We start from the raw sequence: 14899 nt of genomic DNA, 5'->3' as shown, positions 1-14899 counted from the left end.
GTGGAGCGCCGAAACATCGTTCCGACGCCCCACTCCGGGGCTCTCCGCCTAGTCGGTCCAGGCGGACCGCAGCGGCGTTACCTTCACCGATTTGAGGACTGCACCTCCGTCAGCCGCGAATGCCTCGAGGCCGTCGCTGCCGGCGTCGGGGAAGATCTGGTCCGTGATAACCACCGAGCCGTCCTGGCCGAAGACCTCCACCGAGGACCAGTCGACCAGAACCCGCAGGGTCACCTCGCCGGTGGACCCAACCTTCATAGGGGCACGTTGGACGCCAGCAAAATCGGTACTGAAGCCTACATCGCCCGATTTGGTCCGGTCGACGTAGACCTCTCCGGCTGACCGGTCGTAACCGATCCTGGTCTCCTGGCCGTTACCTGTGCGTACCTTCACCCCGAATTCGCTGGCCGTACCAGGTGCGAAGGTTGCCGTCAGCTCGTAGGCCGTGCCTGTGGCCGGCAGTGGTGCAGAGCCTGCAGGAACGGCCACGTTCTTTGCGTTCAGCACTGCTTCCCCGCGCAGGTCCTGCAGCTCGGCGACGGGTTGCTGTACCAGACGCACGCCTTCAGCGCTGCTGCGGAGACCCAGTTCGCGCGGCACGGTCATCGCACTGCGCCAGGGGTCGGTCGGGATGGATCCGGAGTAGTCCCAGTTGTTCATCCAGCCCATCATGACGCGGCGGTCAGAGGGAGCGTCGTCGAAGGTCACACCCGCATAGTTGTCCTTGCCGTAATCGACCCAATGCGCCCGCTGGACGCTGGAAAGCGCTGGCGTCTCCGAGAGGTTGAACTGGTCTGCGAGGATATGGCCCCAGCCGCCGGTGTTGTTGTCTGCCAGCACGATCCGGGCGGTTTTACCTTGAAGGTTGCGCACATCCCAGCCGTTCCAGTCGAGCGCCTCACTGTTTGAGCCGGTGGCCGTCCTGACCACCTGGCCGTCGACGACTAGGCGCACCGAGGTATCGACGGCGCGTGCTGCCGCTGCCTCGTCGGAAAACATGATGTGGTCAACGTTGATGTGTCCCCAGCCGCCGGAGCTCCTGTCGACGATCTGGATTGTGGCGGTCTTGCCGGCGTACTCCGAGACGTCCCAGCCCGTCCAGTTGAGTGCCTCGTTGTTGGCTCCGGTGGCAGACCTGACGATCTTACCGTCGACCACCAGATCAACGGAGGTGGGTTCGCTTGCGGTAAAAGGGTGGTTGCCTCCGCCGACGAGCAGGTTGATGTGGCTCTTGGCGATGGTGAATTCCGGGGAGGTGATGGTTCCCTGTGAGGTGTCGTGGTCCATGAAGGTGTTGACCAGCTGCTCGCCGACGTAGCCGGTGACCTGCTGCTGGTCACCGATAGTGCCCTTCACGGGAGCGGTGCCGGCAAAGTCGCCTGTCGCCACCCAGCCGTCGCCGTACCCGCTACCTTCGAAGTCCGCGAAGACCTCTCCTGCAGGAGGCGAGGGGTTGAGGGTTGATCCGGGCACGTAGGGGTGCTTGCCACCGCCCACCTTGAAGTTAAGGTATCCCGCGTCAACAGTGAACTCTGGAGAGGTCAGAGTGCCGGTACCCCCGTCAAAGTTGTTGAAGCTGTTGGCCAGTCCGGCTCCGACCCAGTCGGAGACACCGCCCTGTCCCGGCAGGTTCCCGGCGGCGGGAGCCGTACCGAAGGCAGTGCCGTCGGGTGCCCATCCGCTGTACGTTCCGTCGTCGAAACTGCCGACGTCGATTCCGGTCGGTGCGACGTACGGTTTGTCGTCCGCGACGAAGTTCTTGCCGTCGAAGGTTCCGGTGAAGTACTGGTTAGCCGATCCGCCGGCGATGCCGCCCGAACCGATGTTGACCAGGAGTACCCATTTGACCTTCTTCTTGTCGCCGTCCACAGGAAGCGGGAAGAGGTCCGGGCACTCCCAGACCCCGCCGGTGGCGCCGGCCGGACCGAAGTTGCTGAGATGCTCCCAGGTCTTCAGGTCACTCGAGCGGTAGAAGGCCACCTTGCGCTCGGCGCTCAAGGCCACGCTCATGATCCACTCCTGGCCTTGTTCGTACCAGAACACCTTCGGGTCGCGGAAGTCACGTGAACCGATGTCCAGAACAGGGTTGTCAGCATATTTTGTGAACGTGCGGCCGCGGTCGGTGCTGTAGGCCAGTGCCTGGGACTGGATGCCCGTGGCCTTGTCCAAACGCGTGTACACCGCGACCATCGCAGGGTTGTCCTTGGTGCCGAACCCGCTGGTGTTGTTGGTGTCGATGACCGCGCTGCCCGAGAAAACCATCTCAGCGTCGTCGTGTGGGATCGCGACGGGCAGTTCGCTCCAGTGCACCATATCCCTACTGACGGCGTGGCCCCAGGACATGTTTCCCCATTGGTTGCCCGAGGGGTTGTGCTGGTAGAAGAGGTGGTACTCGCCCTCATGGAACACCATCCCGTTCGGGTCATTCATCCAGTTCTTCTCCGGCGTGTAGTGGAACTGGGGCCGGTACTGCTCGGTGTAGGGGGCGGGTTCGGGTTCAGCGGAGGAGGCGGGTGCGCCGGTGGCCATAGTGGCGGCGAGGGCCAGCGCAACGGTGGCAACTGCGGTGGCGGGGCGCCGTCTGCGGAGACGTCTGCTTGGGCCTTGGATAGGGTAATTCACAAAACCACTTCCTTGTGATGGGGAAACTGCGGGTGCGAGTAATACGTATAACTGTCGTGCTCCCAACGTGGAAGCGAAGAGATTTTTTCGACGCAGCGACTATGCAGCAAACCGACGCCTAAAGGACGAAATTGCCCTTCGGTACGCAGGTAGGTCGATTAGTTATGCGTATAACTGACGGAACTGTATCCTGCATCACATCCGAGGTCAATGGAATGGTGCGGCTATGACATCTCTTTAGGATGGGTGACTGACTTGCGTTCAATCAAAGGGCACTCCATCAGCTCCACCTGGCCGTCTGGTTCGGTATTTTGGAGGATCAATTCAACCGCCCGCCGGCCCATTGCGATAAACGGCAATTCAAGGGTGGTCAGGCCGGGCCGCAGGTTTGGCGCCAGAATCGCCTGGTTGTCGAACCCTACGATCGAGACGTCGCGGGGGATGGAAAGGTGCAGGTCTGACACAGCCTGGTAAGCACCCCAGGCGCCGCGGTCATTGCCGCAAAAAATTGCGGTTGGTGGTTTGCCGGCGGTCAGCAGTTCCATCGTGTGGGTGTAGCCGTCTTCCTCGCCGCCGCGCCCAAAGCGGATGAGGTTCGGATCGGGTTCCAGGCCGGCCTCGCCGAGGGCTGCGAGGTAGCCTTCATGGCGCCCGACGGCGGCGGGGAGTCCGCTCTCCAAGCTCTGGATGTCGATGAACGCTATCCGGGAGTGCCCCGCGTCCAGCAGCCTGCGGGTGGCGGTGTAGCCCCCGCGTACCTCGTCGGGTGCGACGCTGGGAAGTCGTCCGGCCTTGTCCTGTGAGTTGAGAACAACGGCACGGACACCGGCTAAGGCCTCCGGAACGTCCAGTCGCCGGTGATACATGGCGCCGTAAACCACTCCGGCAACTTTGTACGAGAGCATAGTCTCAAGAGATGCGCCCTCAAGCCCTTTGTCGCCACCGGTATTGACCGTGAGCAGGAGAAGTCCGTCCTCCCATGCCCGCTGTTGCGCCCCTTCGATGATGGCGCCGGCGAACGGGGATGTGGCTACGGAGTCACCAATAAAGCCGATCATCCCGGCCACGCCCTCCCGCAGGGTTTTTGCGTGAGCATTGGTGCGGTAACCCAGTGTGTCCACGGCATCCTGTACACGCTTCTGGGTTTCTGCAGAGAACCGTGAACCACCGGCTGAATTCAGCACCAAAGATACGGTGGCCTGCGAGACTCCTGCGGCTGCGGCAACATCGTGCATCGTGGGGCCCGACTTGGGCCGTGATCCAGCCATGGGCACCTCCCTGGGCCACTAATGAGAACAGTTATTCGTATAACTCGGAAACCGTATCCTGCATCACAAGCAGCGTCAATAGAGCTCAAGCTCGAGCAGAATGGTGCCGTTCCGGACGGTTATATTCTGTTGGCTTTCCGCAGTGCCTGTTGCTCAGCCGTTGCCGATCCATTCCGGCGGACTTGCAGGCAGCGACGGGGTGCGGGTTGACTTGCGGAATGAACGCGCATCCCTCCCAGGCTGGGGTTCCTGAGCGCCGGCTGGTGCTCATCATCGGCCCGATTGCCTCGGGAAAAAGCACATTGGCAGACACCCTTGCAGGCAAGTTGCGTAGGAGTGGCGAGACGGTGGTCGTGGTTGGACTAGATACTGTGGCGGAGATGGCCCTGCCAACCTTGCCTGACTGGACCTGGGCGCACGAGGTCCATGGGCGCCTGGTTGGGGCCTGGCTGGACACTCCGATTCCGACCGTCATCGCCGAGGGGCCCGAAACCCCTGAGGAGATTGGGCAGATCATGGCTCATGTTGGTCCGGATGTCAGCGTCCAGAGGGTGCTGATCACAGCTAAGTATGAAACAGCGCTGGCACGGGCCAGCTCCGACCCGTCCCGGGGGCTGTCAAAGGAGCCGGAATTTCTCCGGCGGATGTATCAACGGTTCGAGCGGACGCGGACTGACATTTCCCATGACGTTGTGTTCGACATAGAGGAACTATCGTCGGATGACATGGCGCAACGGATCATCGAGGGGCTTCCCAAGCTACCGGGCGCCAGCCGTAAGTGAGATGCAGATTGGGTACTAGAAGCGATCGGGGCGGCAACCTGATAACGCAGATTCGGCGATGCCGTCGACCAATTCCCGCGCAATAAGGCGGCCCACGGCCGGCGCAAGCGTGACGGCCGAGTGCATCACCGCCAGGTAGAGACCAGGCACATCCGCTACCGGACCGATGATCGGCTCACCGTCGGCCGGCATTGGGCGTACTCCGAGTCGTGTGCTGATCAGTTCAACGCTCCCGGCGCCGCGGAAACCCGACCGGACGGCGGCGAGGGTCCGTTCGGGCGAGTCCGCGGCCGCGATCAGCCGGTCCCTGGCGACCTGCCGGAGATCGAAGTCCTGAGTGTTGACCACTGTGTTGACCAGGCCAGCCGGAGCCCGAAGCCGGAAGAGCGGGCACGGCGACGGCTCGACCGGGACACGCAAGCCGAGCGGCGCGCCCAGCGCGGGCGTGGCAATGCCGGCGGCCAACACCACAGTCGTACTGGAGAGGGGTCCAACGGCGGTGTCGACCCCCGCAACCTGGCCCGCTGGGCCCCGGCGGACACCGACGGCTGAGGTGTCCAGGTGTATCAGGGCGCCATGGTCGCGGGCGCCCGCGACCAGCCGCTGGGTAACGCCCATCGAGTCGACGGCACCGTCGCCGGGTGCCCATACGGCCCACTCCGGAGGCTGTCGAAGGTTGGGCTCGAGCGTCATCACGGTGGTGGCGTCCACAATCTCCTGCCCCGGCCCGGCCTCTGGCGGGCCGCCTTCTGTGCGCCAGCTAAGGGAGCCAGACCAGTTCACCGGGAGTCCCGGCAACTCGGCCTCAACTCGGCGGTATTCCTCCATCGCGGTGGCCCGTATCCTGGCAGCCGGACCTGTGCGCACGCCGGACGCTCCGACCCAAGCGAACGAGTCCGCCGTCACGCCGGCGCCTGGCTGCCCGGCGTCGACCAATGTCACGGAGGCACCTGCCCGGGCTGAGTGATAAGCCACCGACGCGCCAACGATGCCGGCGCCGACGACGATTATGTGCCTACCCACATGTGCGCTCAACACGTTGATGGCCTTACTGTCCGCATCGGCTCCCAAGCTGACATGATGCGGCTTAACGTGCTACGTCCCAGTTCGCTCATGGTCGGGTTAGTCTGGCGGTAATACCAGACAAGACCCATGGCCTGCACTAGTGCCCATGCCATGCCGCGACCCCACTCGGTGTCATCGCAGCCCAGCGACTCCCGAAATTTGTTCCTGGGTCTTTCATCCAGGAGATGCCAACCGGCCACCAGATCCAATGCAGGGTCGGCCGGGCCGAAGCCCCCTCCGTCCAGCACGCCGGAGAGCCGACCGTCTCTAACCAATAAGTTTGCGGGGATGAGGTCCATATGGGACATCACGTCCGACCCGCTGCTCGGCAGCTCCCTTAACTCCGACCACAGGCCCCGGAATCGGTTGACGTCGAAGAGACTTTCGCTTTCGCGAAAGCATTTCTCCATCCAATCATCGTGATCGGTCAGCTGGCCGCCCCTGCCTGAACCAGAGAAAAGACGCCCCTTCGTATCTGCCGAGCGGAAACCGTTGATCAGAGTCACAAGGTCGCCGGCGAATGCCGGATTATTACCCGAGGTGCGCGGTGTGGCAGTTTCCCCCGGCAGCCAGGTCTGGACAGACCAAGGCAGCGGATAGCCATCTCCTGGAGACCCGATGGCCAGCGGCGTGGGCGTCGGATAGACACTAGCCGTTGCCATTTCAACGCTTGCCGCCGCTTCTCTTTCCAGTATCAGTCGGGTCTCAACCGGATCCGACCCCACGAGTGGGAAACGTGCTACCAGTGTCGATCCAATCTGAAAAATGGCGTGGACAGTTCCCGACCCGACGACCGGCTTTACGGGCAGCTTGGACCACTCCGGAAACTGGTGCCGGATCAACCGCCTGGCTATCGAATCGTCCACGTGGTGCTGGCCGATATGCATTCCCATGGAGCAAGCCTGTCGGCAGACTGACAGGAAGGCAAACCATCTGCCCAAGGTGGCGGCCCCTTTAAACCCCGCATAGGCCAGGTTGGCGGATTCGTCCGGTTAATCGCCCAGTCTCTCGGCGCTGCGGACCCACCGTGAGCCGGAGCCTTCGGCTGCGGCTTCATCTTCGGGGTTGAAGAGCGTGCATTTTCCGAGGGAGAGGCATCCGCAGCCGATGCAGCCGTCGAGGTCAGACGCGAGGCGTTGAAGCACTTCGATGCGCATCGCGACGAGGCGCGCCCAATTGCGGGACATGTTGGTCCAGTCCCGCTGGGTGGGCGGGCGGTCTCGGGGGAGGTCGTTCAGGGCGTTGGCGATCTGCTGGAGGCTGAGTCCGACGCGCTGACCGGCGGCGATTAGTGCGAGCCGGCGCAGGGTGTGGCGGGGAAAGGCTCGGTGCCCGCCAGTGGTCCGAACGGCGTCGATCAGATTGCGTTCTTCGTAGTAGCGAAGGGTCGGGACGCTGACGCCAGCGCGCTTGGCGAGTTCCCCGATGCTGAGCAATTCGTTGGGCGCGATGTGTGGCATCGGCTCAGTCTTTCATCTAGAGAATTTGACCTCAAGTGGACTTGAGATTATTTGATGGCGTTATGGACATCAGAGAAGTAGTACTTCCAGCACGAGACACAGAAACCATAGAGCGCTTCTACGGAGGTGTATTGGGCTTGGATACAGTGGGTGATCTAACCCGAATGACCGTAATGCTTGGAAGCACGCGGATAGTGTTCGAGAAGAGTGCCTACGAAGGCGCCCATCACTTGGCCTTCACGATCCCGACAGGAATGTTCACGCAGGCCAAGGATTGGATCGCGGAACGGGCGACGCTGCTTGGACGAGATGGAGTAGTCGAGTTTGAGGGGCCGGCCAGCTGGGACTCGCGTTCGGTGTACTTCGATGGACCAGATGACCAGGTCCTCGAGCTCATCGAGCGACGCGGGCTGCAGCATACGATCGCCGATCAGTTCGGCCCGGGTGGCCTCCTTTGTGTGAGCGAGGTGGGTGTGGCCGTGCCCGACGTTCTCGCGAGCGTCGACCACTTGTACGCCAAGGGGATCGAGCCATATGGGGGCCCGCCGGGCGAGGGTTTCGCAGCTGTCGGTGACATCCACGGCATGCTGATTCTCGTCTCCCCCGGACGCGGCTGGATGCCGACCGGGGATCGATACGCCCAGCAGGCGCCTGTCGTCATCCGGGCAGACGGAGCCGCCGCAACGGAACTCACGTTTCTCTAAGGCCGCCAACAGCCGCTCGTGGTCCTCCATGTGCACGTCTCCCCTGAAGCTGTGAGCTAGGCCGGAATAACGGTGGCTGCGCCGTGCCGATCGACGTCGACATTGAAAGTTCGGCCTCCTGCTTGAAGCCCTTCGAAGGTACACGCGCCAAACGGCACGGGGACGGCGGCAGTCACCTCGGGCAGCAGCCCGGGGCCTTGCGGGGTCAGGCCGAGCGTTGCGAGCATCAGGGGCACCGCGGATGCTGCTGCCCAAGCCTGGGGGCGGCACGAGGCAGGGTACGGCTGAGGTCCGCCCTGGGCTGAGCTGTGACCGGAGAACAGCTCAGGCAGGCGGTAGTCGAAGATTTCGGCCGCATCCATCACACCGGCGGCCAGGAGGGCTGCTTCGTCGTTAAAGCCGGCTTTTGTCAGGCCGTCGAGGGTCATGGCCGTGTCATGAGCCCACACGGATCCGGAGTGGTAACGCAGGGGCCAGTAGGCTCCGTTGCCTGTATCCAAGGTGCGGACGCCGTAACCGGAAAACATGGTGGGGTGCATGATCCGGCGTGCCACAAGCTCGCTTTCCTCCTCATTCAGGATGCCGGTGCCCAGCAGGTGACCCATGTTGCTTGCGACTCCATCAACCGGCCGCTTATCCACATCCAGAGCAATCGCCGGGTAAGCGCCGATCTCATCCCTGCACCAGAACGCGCTGCGGAACTTGTCAGCCATGGCTGCTGCATAGGCCCTCCATTCCTCAGCCCCTTTAAGTCCGAACGCGTCCAGGAGATCGGCTGCATGTGTTGCGGCTTGATAGGCATAACCCTGCACTTCGGCCAGCGCGATGGGGCCAGTGGCCAGCGAACCGTCGTTCCAGCGGATGGAGTCGGCGGAGTCTTTCCAGCCCTGATTCGCCAGCCCGAATCCTGTCTCGTCGATGTACTCAAGGAAGCCGTCGCCGTCGGGGTCGGCCCAGTCCCGGAGCCAGAGCAATGCTTCTTCCAGGTTGCTCATCAGATCCTTAACTTCCTCCTCCGGCATGCCCCATTTCCAGGCGTCGTGGAGTAGGGAGATCCAGAGCAGTGTGGCGTCCACCGTTCCGTAGTACACAGGTGGAAGCCGGAGTTCCCCGTTGCTGACGTCCCCGGGCATCCGAAGCTCGCCGCGGCGCACTTCGTGAAGGATTTTGCCCGGTTGCTCAGCAGTGGCAGGATCGTACTTTGTGCCCTGACGGGCAGCGAGCGTGCGCAGCGTTCCTGCTGCCAATGACGGCTCAATGGGGAGGAGCATTCTGGCTGCGATCAGGGAGTCCCGTCCAAACAACGTGAAGAACCACGGAGCCCCGGCGGCGAGGAAAACATCCTGCGGCGAAGAAACTGCGGACATCCGCAGCCCTTCAAGATCTCCGAGGGCCTTTTCTGCCAGTGCGGTCAGGCGCCGGTCATCAGCACGGACACGGAATGATGCAGTTGTGGGCTGGGCAGCAACGAAGGGGGCAAGATTGTCCTTGGCCTGCACCTCCCAGCCAACCCGGGCCGTACCGCGGGCCGGAATCCTCAATTCCCACCTGAGGCGAAGCTGACTGTTTTTCGGTTCAATCACAGCCCCTGGCGCGCTGATCGAAGAGCTGACGCCTTCCGCAGCTGCCTTCCAAACCCCGCCGTCCAATACCGGCGGGACAGGGTGGGCCCTGCCACCGGCCTTTACCGACTCCAACGGTGAAAAGTCGGACCCGAGCTCCATCTCGATCACGGCTGTGACGTCCTTGCTCAGATCGGATCGCAGGATAATTTCCTCGCTGACGCGATCTGTGAGGATGCTGCGGCGACGGGTCAGGCTTACCAGAGGATCGGGATTCTCGCTTCCGAGGGTCCGGATAAGGGCGTGGAAGGAAACAACCGAGCCCTGCGCCGAGCTGGAGCCCACGGATTCGGGTTCCTCGCCGTTGACCGTCAGGACAGCTTCATCGATCACCCGGGTATCTGCACAGTAGATGCCCTGGACACCGCCGCTGCGCCGCAACTGCCCGTCATGCTCGGACCAGACCTGCATGGGGGCGGCCAAAAGGACATTCAGATCGTGGAGGAACGGTTGCCTGTTGTTCATTGATACTCCTTGGCCGCAAGCGCGGAACATTGCTTTCGGGCACTGCACGTGCGCTGTTGAAAATTGCTGGCAAAGTGAACCGAGATTCCCGTCTCACTCAATTTGACGTCTTGGGCCTTGACAGTGGCAGAACTCACAACCATCATTGTGAAACACCCATTTGATCGTTCAAATACAGTTTTACAGCAAAACTTGATCGATCAAAAGCCCCCGGTCCCAAATGACACACCACCGGCGCCCGCTGCATCAACCGCGGCCTGCACTACCCGGGACCGAGGAATCCTGGCCAGCCCGGCACCCACGGACCGGCCGACCCGAAGTGCACGCAAGCCACGTTCAATGCGCCCATCGACGGACGCATTCCGAAACAGAGGATCCCCCGAATGAAAACACCACGCGCCTCACGCCTCGCCGCAGCGATCACCATTTGCGTCACCGGGGCTCTCGGCCTTACCGCTTGCGGTTCCGGGTTCGCCAGCCCCTCCGCCAACGAATCATCCGATGCGGGCTCCGGGCCGATCAGCGTGCTGATCGGTGCTTCTGGCGATGCCGAGGCAACTGCAGTGAAAGCTGCCGTTGCTGACTGGTCCAAGACCTCAGGCACGGAAGCCTCCGTGAACGTAGCTTCAGATCTGATCCAGCAGCTCAGTCAGGGCTTCGCTTCCGGAAAGCCTGCCGACGTTTTCTACCTGTCCCCTGACCAGCTCAGCGGCTACGCCGCCAACGGTTCCCTTGAGCCCTACGCGGACTCGCTTGCCAACAAGGACGATTTCCAGCCGAGCCTGACCAAGGCCTTCACGATTGACGGGAAGTTCTACTGCGCGCCCAAGGACTCCTCCACCCTGTCCCTGGTTATCAACAATGACCTCTGGAAAGCGGCCGGCCTCACTGATGCAGACATTCCCACCACGTGGGATGAACTCGAAGGCTCAGCCAAGAAGCTCACATCCGGCAACACGGTCGGCCTCACTTTCAGCCCTGAAATTGCACGCGTCGCAGCCTTCTTCCCTCAGGCAGGCGGGTCTCTGCTCAGCCCGGACGGTAAGACAGCCACCGTCAACAGCGCCGAGAACGTGGAGGCACTGACTTTTGTAAAGAAGATGCTGACCGACGGATCAGCAAAGTTCTCCTCTGACCTCGGTGCCGGTTGGGGAGGCGAAGCCTTCGGCAAACAACTTTCCGCCATGACAATCGAAGGCAACTGGATCTCCGGAGCCCTCTCCAAGGACTTCCCCTCCATCAAGTACAGCACTGTAGAGCTTCCCGCAGGCCCCAAGGGCAAGGGCACTCTGCAGTTCACCAACTGCTGGGGCATCGCAGCGGACAGTAAGAACAAACCCGCAGCCAAGGCCCTGGTTGAGCAGCTGACCGGTACCCAGACCCAGATGACCTTCGCGAAGGCCTTCGGCGTCATGCCGTCAGTTGTCTCTGCAGAGAGCGAATTCAAGAAGGAATTCCCGGAACAGGAAGCATCCATTGCAGGCGTCGAGTATGCCCAGACGCTCCCATCGCAGCCCGGCGCTGCTGACGTACTCAAGGACTTCAACGCGAAACTGGCAACGCTGCAAACGTCAGATCCGAAGGCCATTCTGGACTCCATCCAGACCGAAATGACGGCGACGTTGTCAAAGTGAGCACCCTTACACGCAGTACCCACAGGACCGGTGCCCCCAGAACCCGGTCCGGCGGCGGCGGGGCAAAGGGCAAGCAGAACGCTACCGGGTGGCTCTTCACGGCTCCCGTGCTGATCATCCTCGGCCTCTTCCTGGTCCTGCCTGTCATCATGGCAGCCTGGGTCAGCATCTCGGACTGGACGGGAAGGGGGAGCCCCTTCGCCGGCACCACACAATTCGTGGGAGCAAAGAACTTCGAAGCGGTTATCTCCGGCGGCGGTCTGGCAGAAAGGGACTTCGGTACCGCCCTGCGGAACAACCTGTACTACGTTGTGCTGGTTGTTCCGCTGCAGACTATAGCGTCCCTCTTCTTGGCGGTGATGGTGAACGGCAGGCTACTGAAGGGAAAGGGCTTCTTCAGGACCGCCTTCTACTTCCCCTCCGTCACCAGCTCAGTGGCGATCACGGTCCTATGGCTGTTCCTGTTCAATGCCACAGGCGCTGTGAACAAATTCCTGTCACTGCTCGGAATTACCGGCCCGAACTGGTTCCAGGATCCTAAGGGGATCATCCATCTCCTGGCGCAGTCGGTTGGCATTGGCAGCCCGCCCCCTGCAATGGAGTCGGGAACGTTCCTGGGGGTGAGCTGGTGGGAGTGGCTCTCCGGGCCGTCCGTGGCCATGTCCGCTTTCATCCTCATGGCGATCTTCACCACCTCCGGGACGTTCATGCTCCTCTTCATCGCCGCTCTGCAGAACCTGCAGGGCGAGCTTGAAGAAGCGGCAATGCTCGACGGCGCCACCGGCTGGCAGCGTTTCTGGTACGTAACCCTGCCCATGCTCCGCCCCACGCTCTTCACCGTGATCACCCTCGGTCTGATCGGGTCGTGGCAGGTGTTCGATCAGATCTACACCGGAACCGAAGGCGGCCCAGCCAAGACCACCATCACCCCTGCCTACCTCTCCTTCAGCACCGCCTTCAACAACCAGCAATGGGGGCAGGGCGCAGCCATAGCTTTCTTACTGTTCGCCATCATCATCGTCTTCACCGTGATCCAGCGGGTTGTGCTCCGAGAGCGTAATACTGTGCCCCGCCGCAAGCGAATGAATCCAAAACCCAGCAGGGGGAGAGTACTGTGACTACGCTGATATCGGATACGCCGGAGACCACCGCCCCGGCATCCCCGGCGCCTGGAAAGACCCGCAGGAAACGTCAGGGAAAATTCATCTGGCTGGCCTATGTAGTCCTTATTTCACTGGCCGTCGTCTACATATATCCGTTCCTCATCAACTTAGCGACGTCATTCAAGACCGAACCCGACGCCGCGAGCGATCCCCTCTCGCTGTTACCGGCAACCTGGTCCACACTGGCCTACCAGAAGCTCTTCCTCAACTCGGATTTTCCGTTGTGGTTCGGGAACTCCGTGGTGGTCACGGTCCTCGTCACCTGTGGGCGGGTATTTTTCGATCTGCTCGCCGGCTATGCCCTGGCTCGCATCCCCTTCCGCGGAAGGTCAGTGATTTTTGCCGGAGTTGTGGCCGTTATGGCAGTCCCTGGTGTCGTTCTCCTTATCCCGAAATTCCTGGTGATCAACCAGTTGGGGCTTTACGACTCCTACGCGGGCATGGTCATTCCGCTCATGGCAGACGCGGCAGGCGTGTTCATTATGAAGAACTTCTTCGAGTCCATCCCGGCAAGTGTCGAGGAACAAGCCAGAATCGACGGCGCAGGGACCTTCCGCACTTTCTGGTCGGTCGTCCTGCCTATGTCCATGCCGGCAGTGATGACCATCGTCATTCTCTCGTTTCAGGGATCCTGGAACGAGCTGAGCCACTTCATCATCTCCGCACAGAGCCCCGAACTGACAACAATCACGAAGGGCGTGGCCCAGCTCTCGTCCGGCCAGCTCAGTGCCGGAACGCAATATCCGCTCAAACTGGCGGCGGCAGCGATCATGACCATCCCGGTGGCCATCGTGTTCTTCATCTTCCAGAAAAGGATCATGAACAGCACCGCAGGGGCACTCAAGGAGTGATCGGCCCGTCGGTCTAAGGCCGTTTGCCTTTGGACTGGAGTCCGCTACCAGACTCCAGTCCAAAGCTCCCAACCTTCCGCCGTCGCCGCCATACACTAAAGAAACAAGGCTTGATCGTTCAACTAACCCCTGACATTTACGTCTATCAGCAAGGAAGCAGAGGATCCATGGGTTCCCGACCAACCCTGGCGAGCCTGGCGGGGCAGCTCGGAGTCTCCCGGCAAACCATTTCCAACGCCATCAATGCCCCTGAGCGAGTCAGCCCGCCCACTCTGGAGCGGGTTAGGGAGCTGATTGCCGCGTCCGGATATCGACCAAACAGCGCAGCCCGGCAGTTGCGCACCCGCCGATCCCGGAACCTTGGCTACCGCCTGTTTCCGTCCGCGGACGGCATCAATGCAGCCATCATGGACCGGTTCCTCCACGCCCTGACAGAGAGGCTGTATGAGCACGGCTACCGCGTCACTGTATTTGCCGTCTCAAACGACGACGCCGAAATCGAAGCCTACGAGGAACTTCTGGAGACCGCGGAACTTGACGGATTCATCGTCGCGGATACCCGACAGGATGATCCACGGACGAGCTGGCTGATGGACAGGGGAGTCCCCTTTGTCACTTTCGGACGACCCTGGATCGCTGACAATGACAGCTGCCCCCACTCCTGGGTGGACGTCGACGGCCGCGTCGGAACTGCTGAAGCGACCAACTACCTGCTCAGTCAGGGCCATCGTCGCATAGGCTTTCTTGGCTGGCCCGAAGGCAAAGAACTCGCACGCGACCGACCGACCGGATATGAACTCGGACGCGACCGCCGCCAAGGCTGGAAAGCGGCGCTCGGACCCCATCTTGGATCAGGAGAGCTGGAGTCATTGTCCGTGGGCGTCCCCGACAGGATCCGCGAGGGTGCAGCGGGAGCCCTGAGCCTATTGAATAACGGCGCCACGGCTATTGTCTGCGCCAGCGACTCCCTGGCGCTTGGGGCGTCGGAACAACTCAGAGCGGCATTCCCGGGCAAGTCCCCGGCTGTTATCGGCTTTGACGACACCCCAGTCGCCGCCGCAATAGGAATGAGCAGCATCTCCCAGCCGGTGGAAGAGGTGGCCGAGAAGGTGGTCGAGATCATGAGAAACATCCTCGACGGCCCAGCGAACCGGACGAAGGCACCCCAGCACCTCCTTCTTCCTCCGCGGCTTGTGCTGCGGGACGGCGGTGGACCCTTGGCTAACCTCCCAACTCCTTAGACAACAAATCGACCACAACAAA

12 protein-coding genes are annotated in these 14899 nt (G+C 61.8%); 6 read left to right on the top strand and 6 right to left on the bottom strand.

The window, feature by feature from the left end:
- Nucleotides 1–48: 48 nt before the first annotated feature.
- Entirely contained in the window at nt 49–2622 is a 2574-nt protein-coding gene (locus tag M1E05_RS20145) for a GH32 C-terminal domain-containing protein (RefSeq protein WP_461164025.1), read from the bottom strand.
- A gap of 224 nt (nt 2623–2846) precedes the next feature.
- Complete coding sequence (locus M1E05_RS20140; RefSeq protein WP_461164024.1) at nt 2847–3890, bottom strand: LacI family DNA-binding transcriptional regulator; 1044 nt, start codon at nt 3888–3890, stop codon at nt 2847–2849.
- Between the two features lie 218 nt (nt 3891–4108).
- Here M1E05_RS20140 and M1E05_RS20135 point away from each other — a divergent pair, with 218 nt between their 5' ends.
- On the top strand, nt 4109–4672 hold the full coding sequence (locus tag M1E05_RS20135) for a P-loop NTPase family protein (protein WP_461164023.1): 564 nt from the start codon (nt 4109–4111) through the stop codon (nt 4670–4672).
- A 15-nt stretch (nt 4673–4687) separates the two neighbouring features.
- Here the strand turns inward: M1E05_RS20135 and M1E05_RS20130 are convergent, their stop codons facing one another.
- The 3 genes from M1E05_RS20130 to soxR all read right to left on the bottom strand — a co-directional run bounded on the left by M1E05_RS20130 (nt 4688) and on the right by soxR (nt 7197).
- On the bottom strand, nt 4688–5695 hold the full coding sequence (locus tag M1E05_RS20130; RefSeq protein WP_458112837.1) for an NAD(P)/FAD-dependent oxidoreductase: 1008 nt from the start codon (nt 5693–5695) through the stop codon (nt 4688–4690).
- Nucleotides 5696–5703: 8 nt separating this feature from the next.
- Nucleotides 5704–6624: an aminoglycoside phosphotransferase family protein gene (locus M1E05_RS20125; protein WP_461164022.1), complete on the bottom strand. Its 921-nt coding sequence runs from the start codon at nt 6622–6624 to the stop codon at nt 5704–5706.
- A 105-nt stretch (nt 6625–6729) separates the two neighbouring features.
- On the bottom strand, nt 6730–7197 hold the full coding sequence (soxR, locus tag M1E05_RS20120) for a redox-sensitive transcriptional activator SoxR (RefSeq protein WP_458112839.1): 468 nt from the start codon (nt 7195–7197) through the stop codon (nt 6730–6732).
- Nucleotides 7198–7361: 164 nt separating this feature from the next.
- On the opposite strand from soxR, the gene M1E05_RS20115 reads away from it, so the two are divergent.
- Entirely contained in the window at nt 7362–7901 is a 540-nt protein-coding gene (locus M1E05_RS20115; RefSeq protein ID WP_458112840.1) for a VOC family protein, read from the top strand.
- A gap of 56 nt (nt 7902–7957) precedes the next feature.
- Here M1E05_RS20115 and M1E05_RS20110 read toward each other — a convergent pair whose 3' ends face one another.
- Nucleotides 7958–9988, bottom strand: a complete 2031-nt coding sequence (locus M1E05_RS20110) for an amylo-alpha-1,6-glucosidase (RefSeq protein WP_461164021.1) — start codon at nt 9986–9988, stop codon at nt 7958–7960.
- A gap of 383 nt (nt 9989–10371) precedes the next feature.
- Between M1E05_RS20110 and M1E05_RS20105 the strand changes: the two genes are divergently transcribed.
- From M1E05_RS20105 to M1E05_RS20090, 4 genes are all read left to right on the top strand, one after another.
- On the top strand, nt 10372–11622 hold the full coding sequence (locus tag M1E05_RS20105; RefSeq protein ID WP_458112842.1) for a sugar ABC transporter substrate-binding protein: 1251 nt from the start codon (nt 10372–10374) through the stop codon (nt 11620–11622).
- A complete protein-coding gene (locus tag M1E05_RS20100) occupies nt 11619–12740 on the top strand; it encodes a carbohydrate ABC transporter permease (protein WP_461164020.1) in 1122 nt (373 codons plus the stop codon). Before M1E05_RS20105 ends, M1E05_RS20100 begins: the two co-directional genes overlap by 4 nt.
- The gene (locus M1E05_RS20095) at nt 12737–13636 is read left to right on the top strand and encodes a carbohydrate ABC transporter permease (protein ID WP_461164019.1); all 900 of its coding nucleotides are present in this window, start codon (nt 12737–12739) and stop codon (nt 13634–13636) included. Before M1E05_RS20100 ends, M1E05_RS20095 begins: the two co-directional genes overlap by 4 nt.
- 167 nt (nt 13637–13803) lie before the next feature.
- Nucleotides 13804–14877 carry a LacI family DNA-binding transcriptional regulator gene (locus M1E05_RS20090; protein ID WP_461164018.1) on the top strand — a complete coding sequence of 358 codons (1074 nt, stop codon included), beginning with the start codon at nt 13804–13806 and terminating at the stop codon, nt 14875–14877.
- The last annotated feature ends 22 nt before the right edge of the window (nt 14878–14899 follow it).

The sequence above is a fragment of the Arthrobacter sp. R4-81 genome (assembly GCF_054792365.1).
The sequence above is the reverse complement of the archived record's forward strand: the minus strand, read 5'-3'. Positions and strand labels throughout refer to the sequence as shown.

Bases quoted from the DNA above. Each gene is read 5' to 3' on its own strand.
- M1E05_RS20135 (WP_461164023.1), top strand. From the start codon at position 4,109: ATGAACGCGCATCCCTCCCAGGCTGGGGTTCCTGAGCGCCGGCTGGTG.
- M1E05_RS20090 (WP_461164018.1), top strand. From the start codon at position 13,804: ATGGGTTCCCGACCAACCCTGGCGAGCCTGGCGGGGCAGCTCGGAGTC.
- M1E05_RS20140 (WP_461164024.1), bottom strand. From the start codon at position 3,890: ATGGCTGGATCACGGCCCAAGTCGGGCCCCACGATGCACGATGTTGCC.
- M1E05_RS20110 (WP_461164021.1), bottom strand. From the start codon at position 9,988: ATGAACAACAGGCAACCGTTCCTCCACGATCTGAATGTCCTTTTGGCC.
- soxR (WP_458112839.1), bottom strand. From the start codon at position 7,197: ATGCCACACATCGCGCCCAACGAATTGCTCAGCATCGGGGAACTCGCC.
- M1E05_RS20125 (WP_461164022.1), bottom strand. From the start codon at position 6,624: ATGCATATCGGCCAGCACCACGTGGACGATTCGATAGCCAGGCGGTTG.
- M1E05_RS20105 (WP_458112842.1), top strand. From the start codon at position 10,372: ATGAAAACACCACGCGCCTCACGCCTCGCCGCAGCGATCACCATTTGC.
- M1E05_RS20115 (WP_458112840.1), top strand. From the start codon at position 7,362: ATGACCGTAATGCTTGGAAGCACGCGGATAGTGTTCGAGAAGAGTGCC.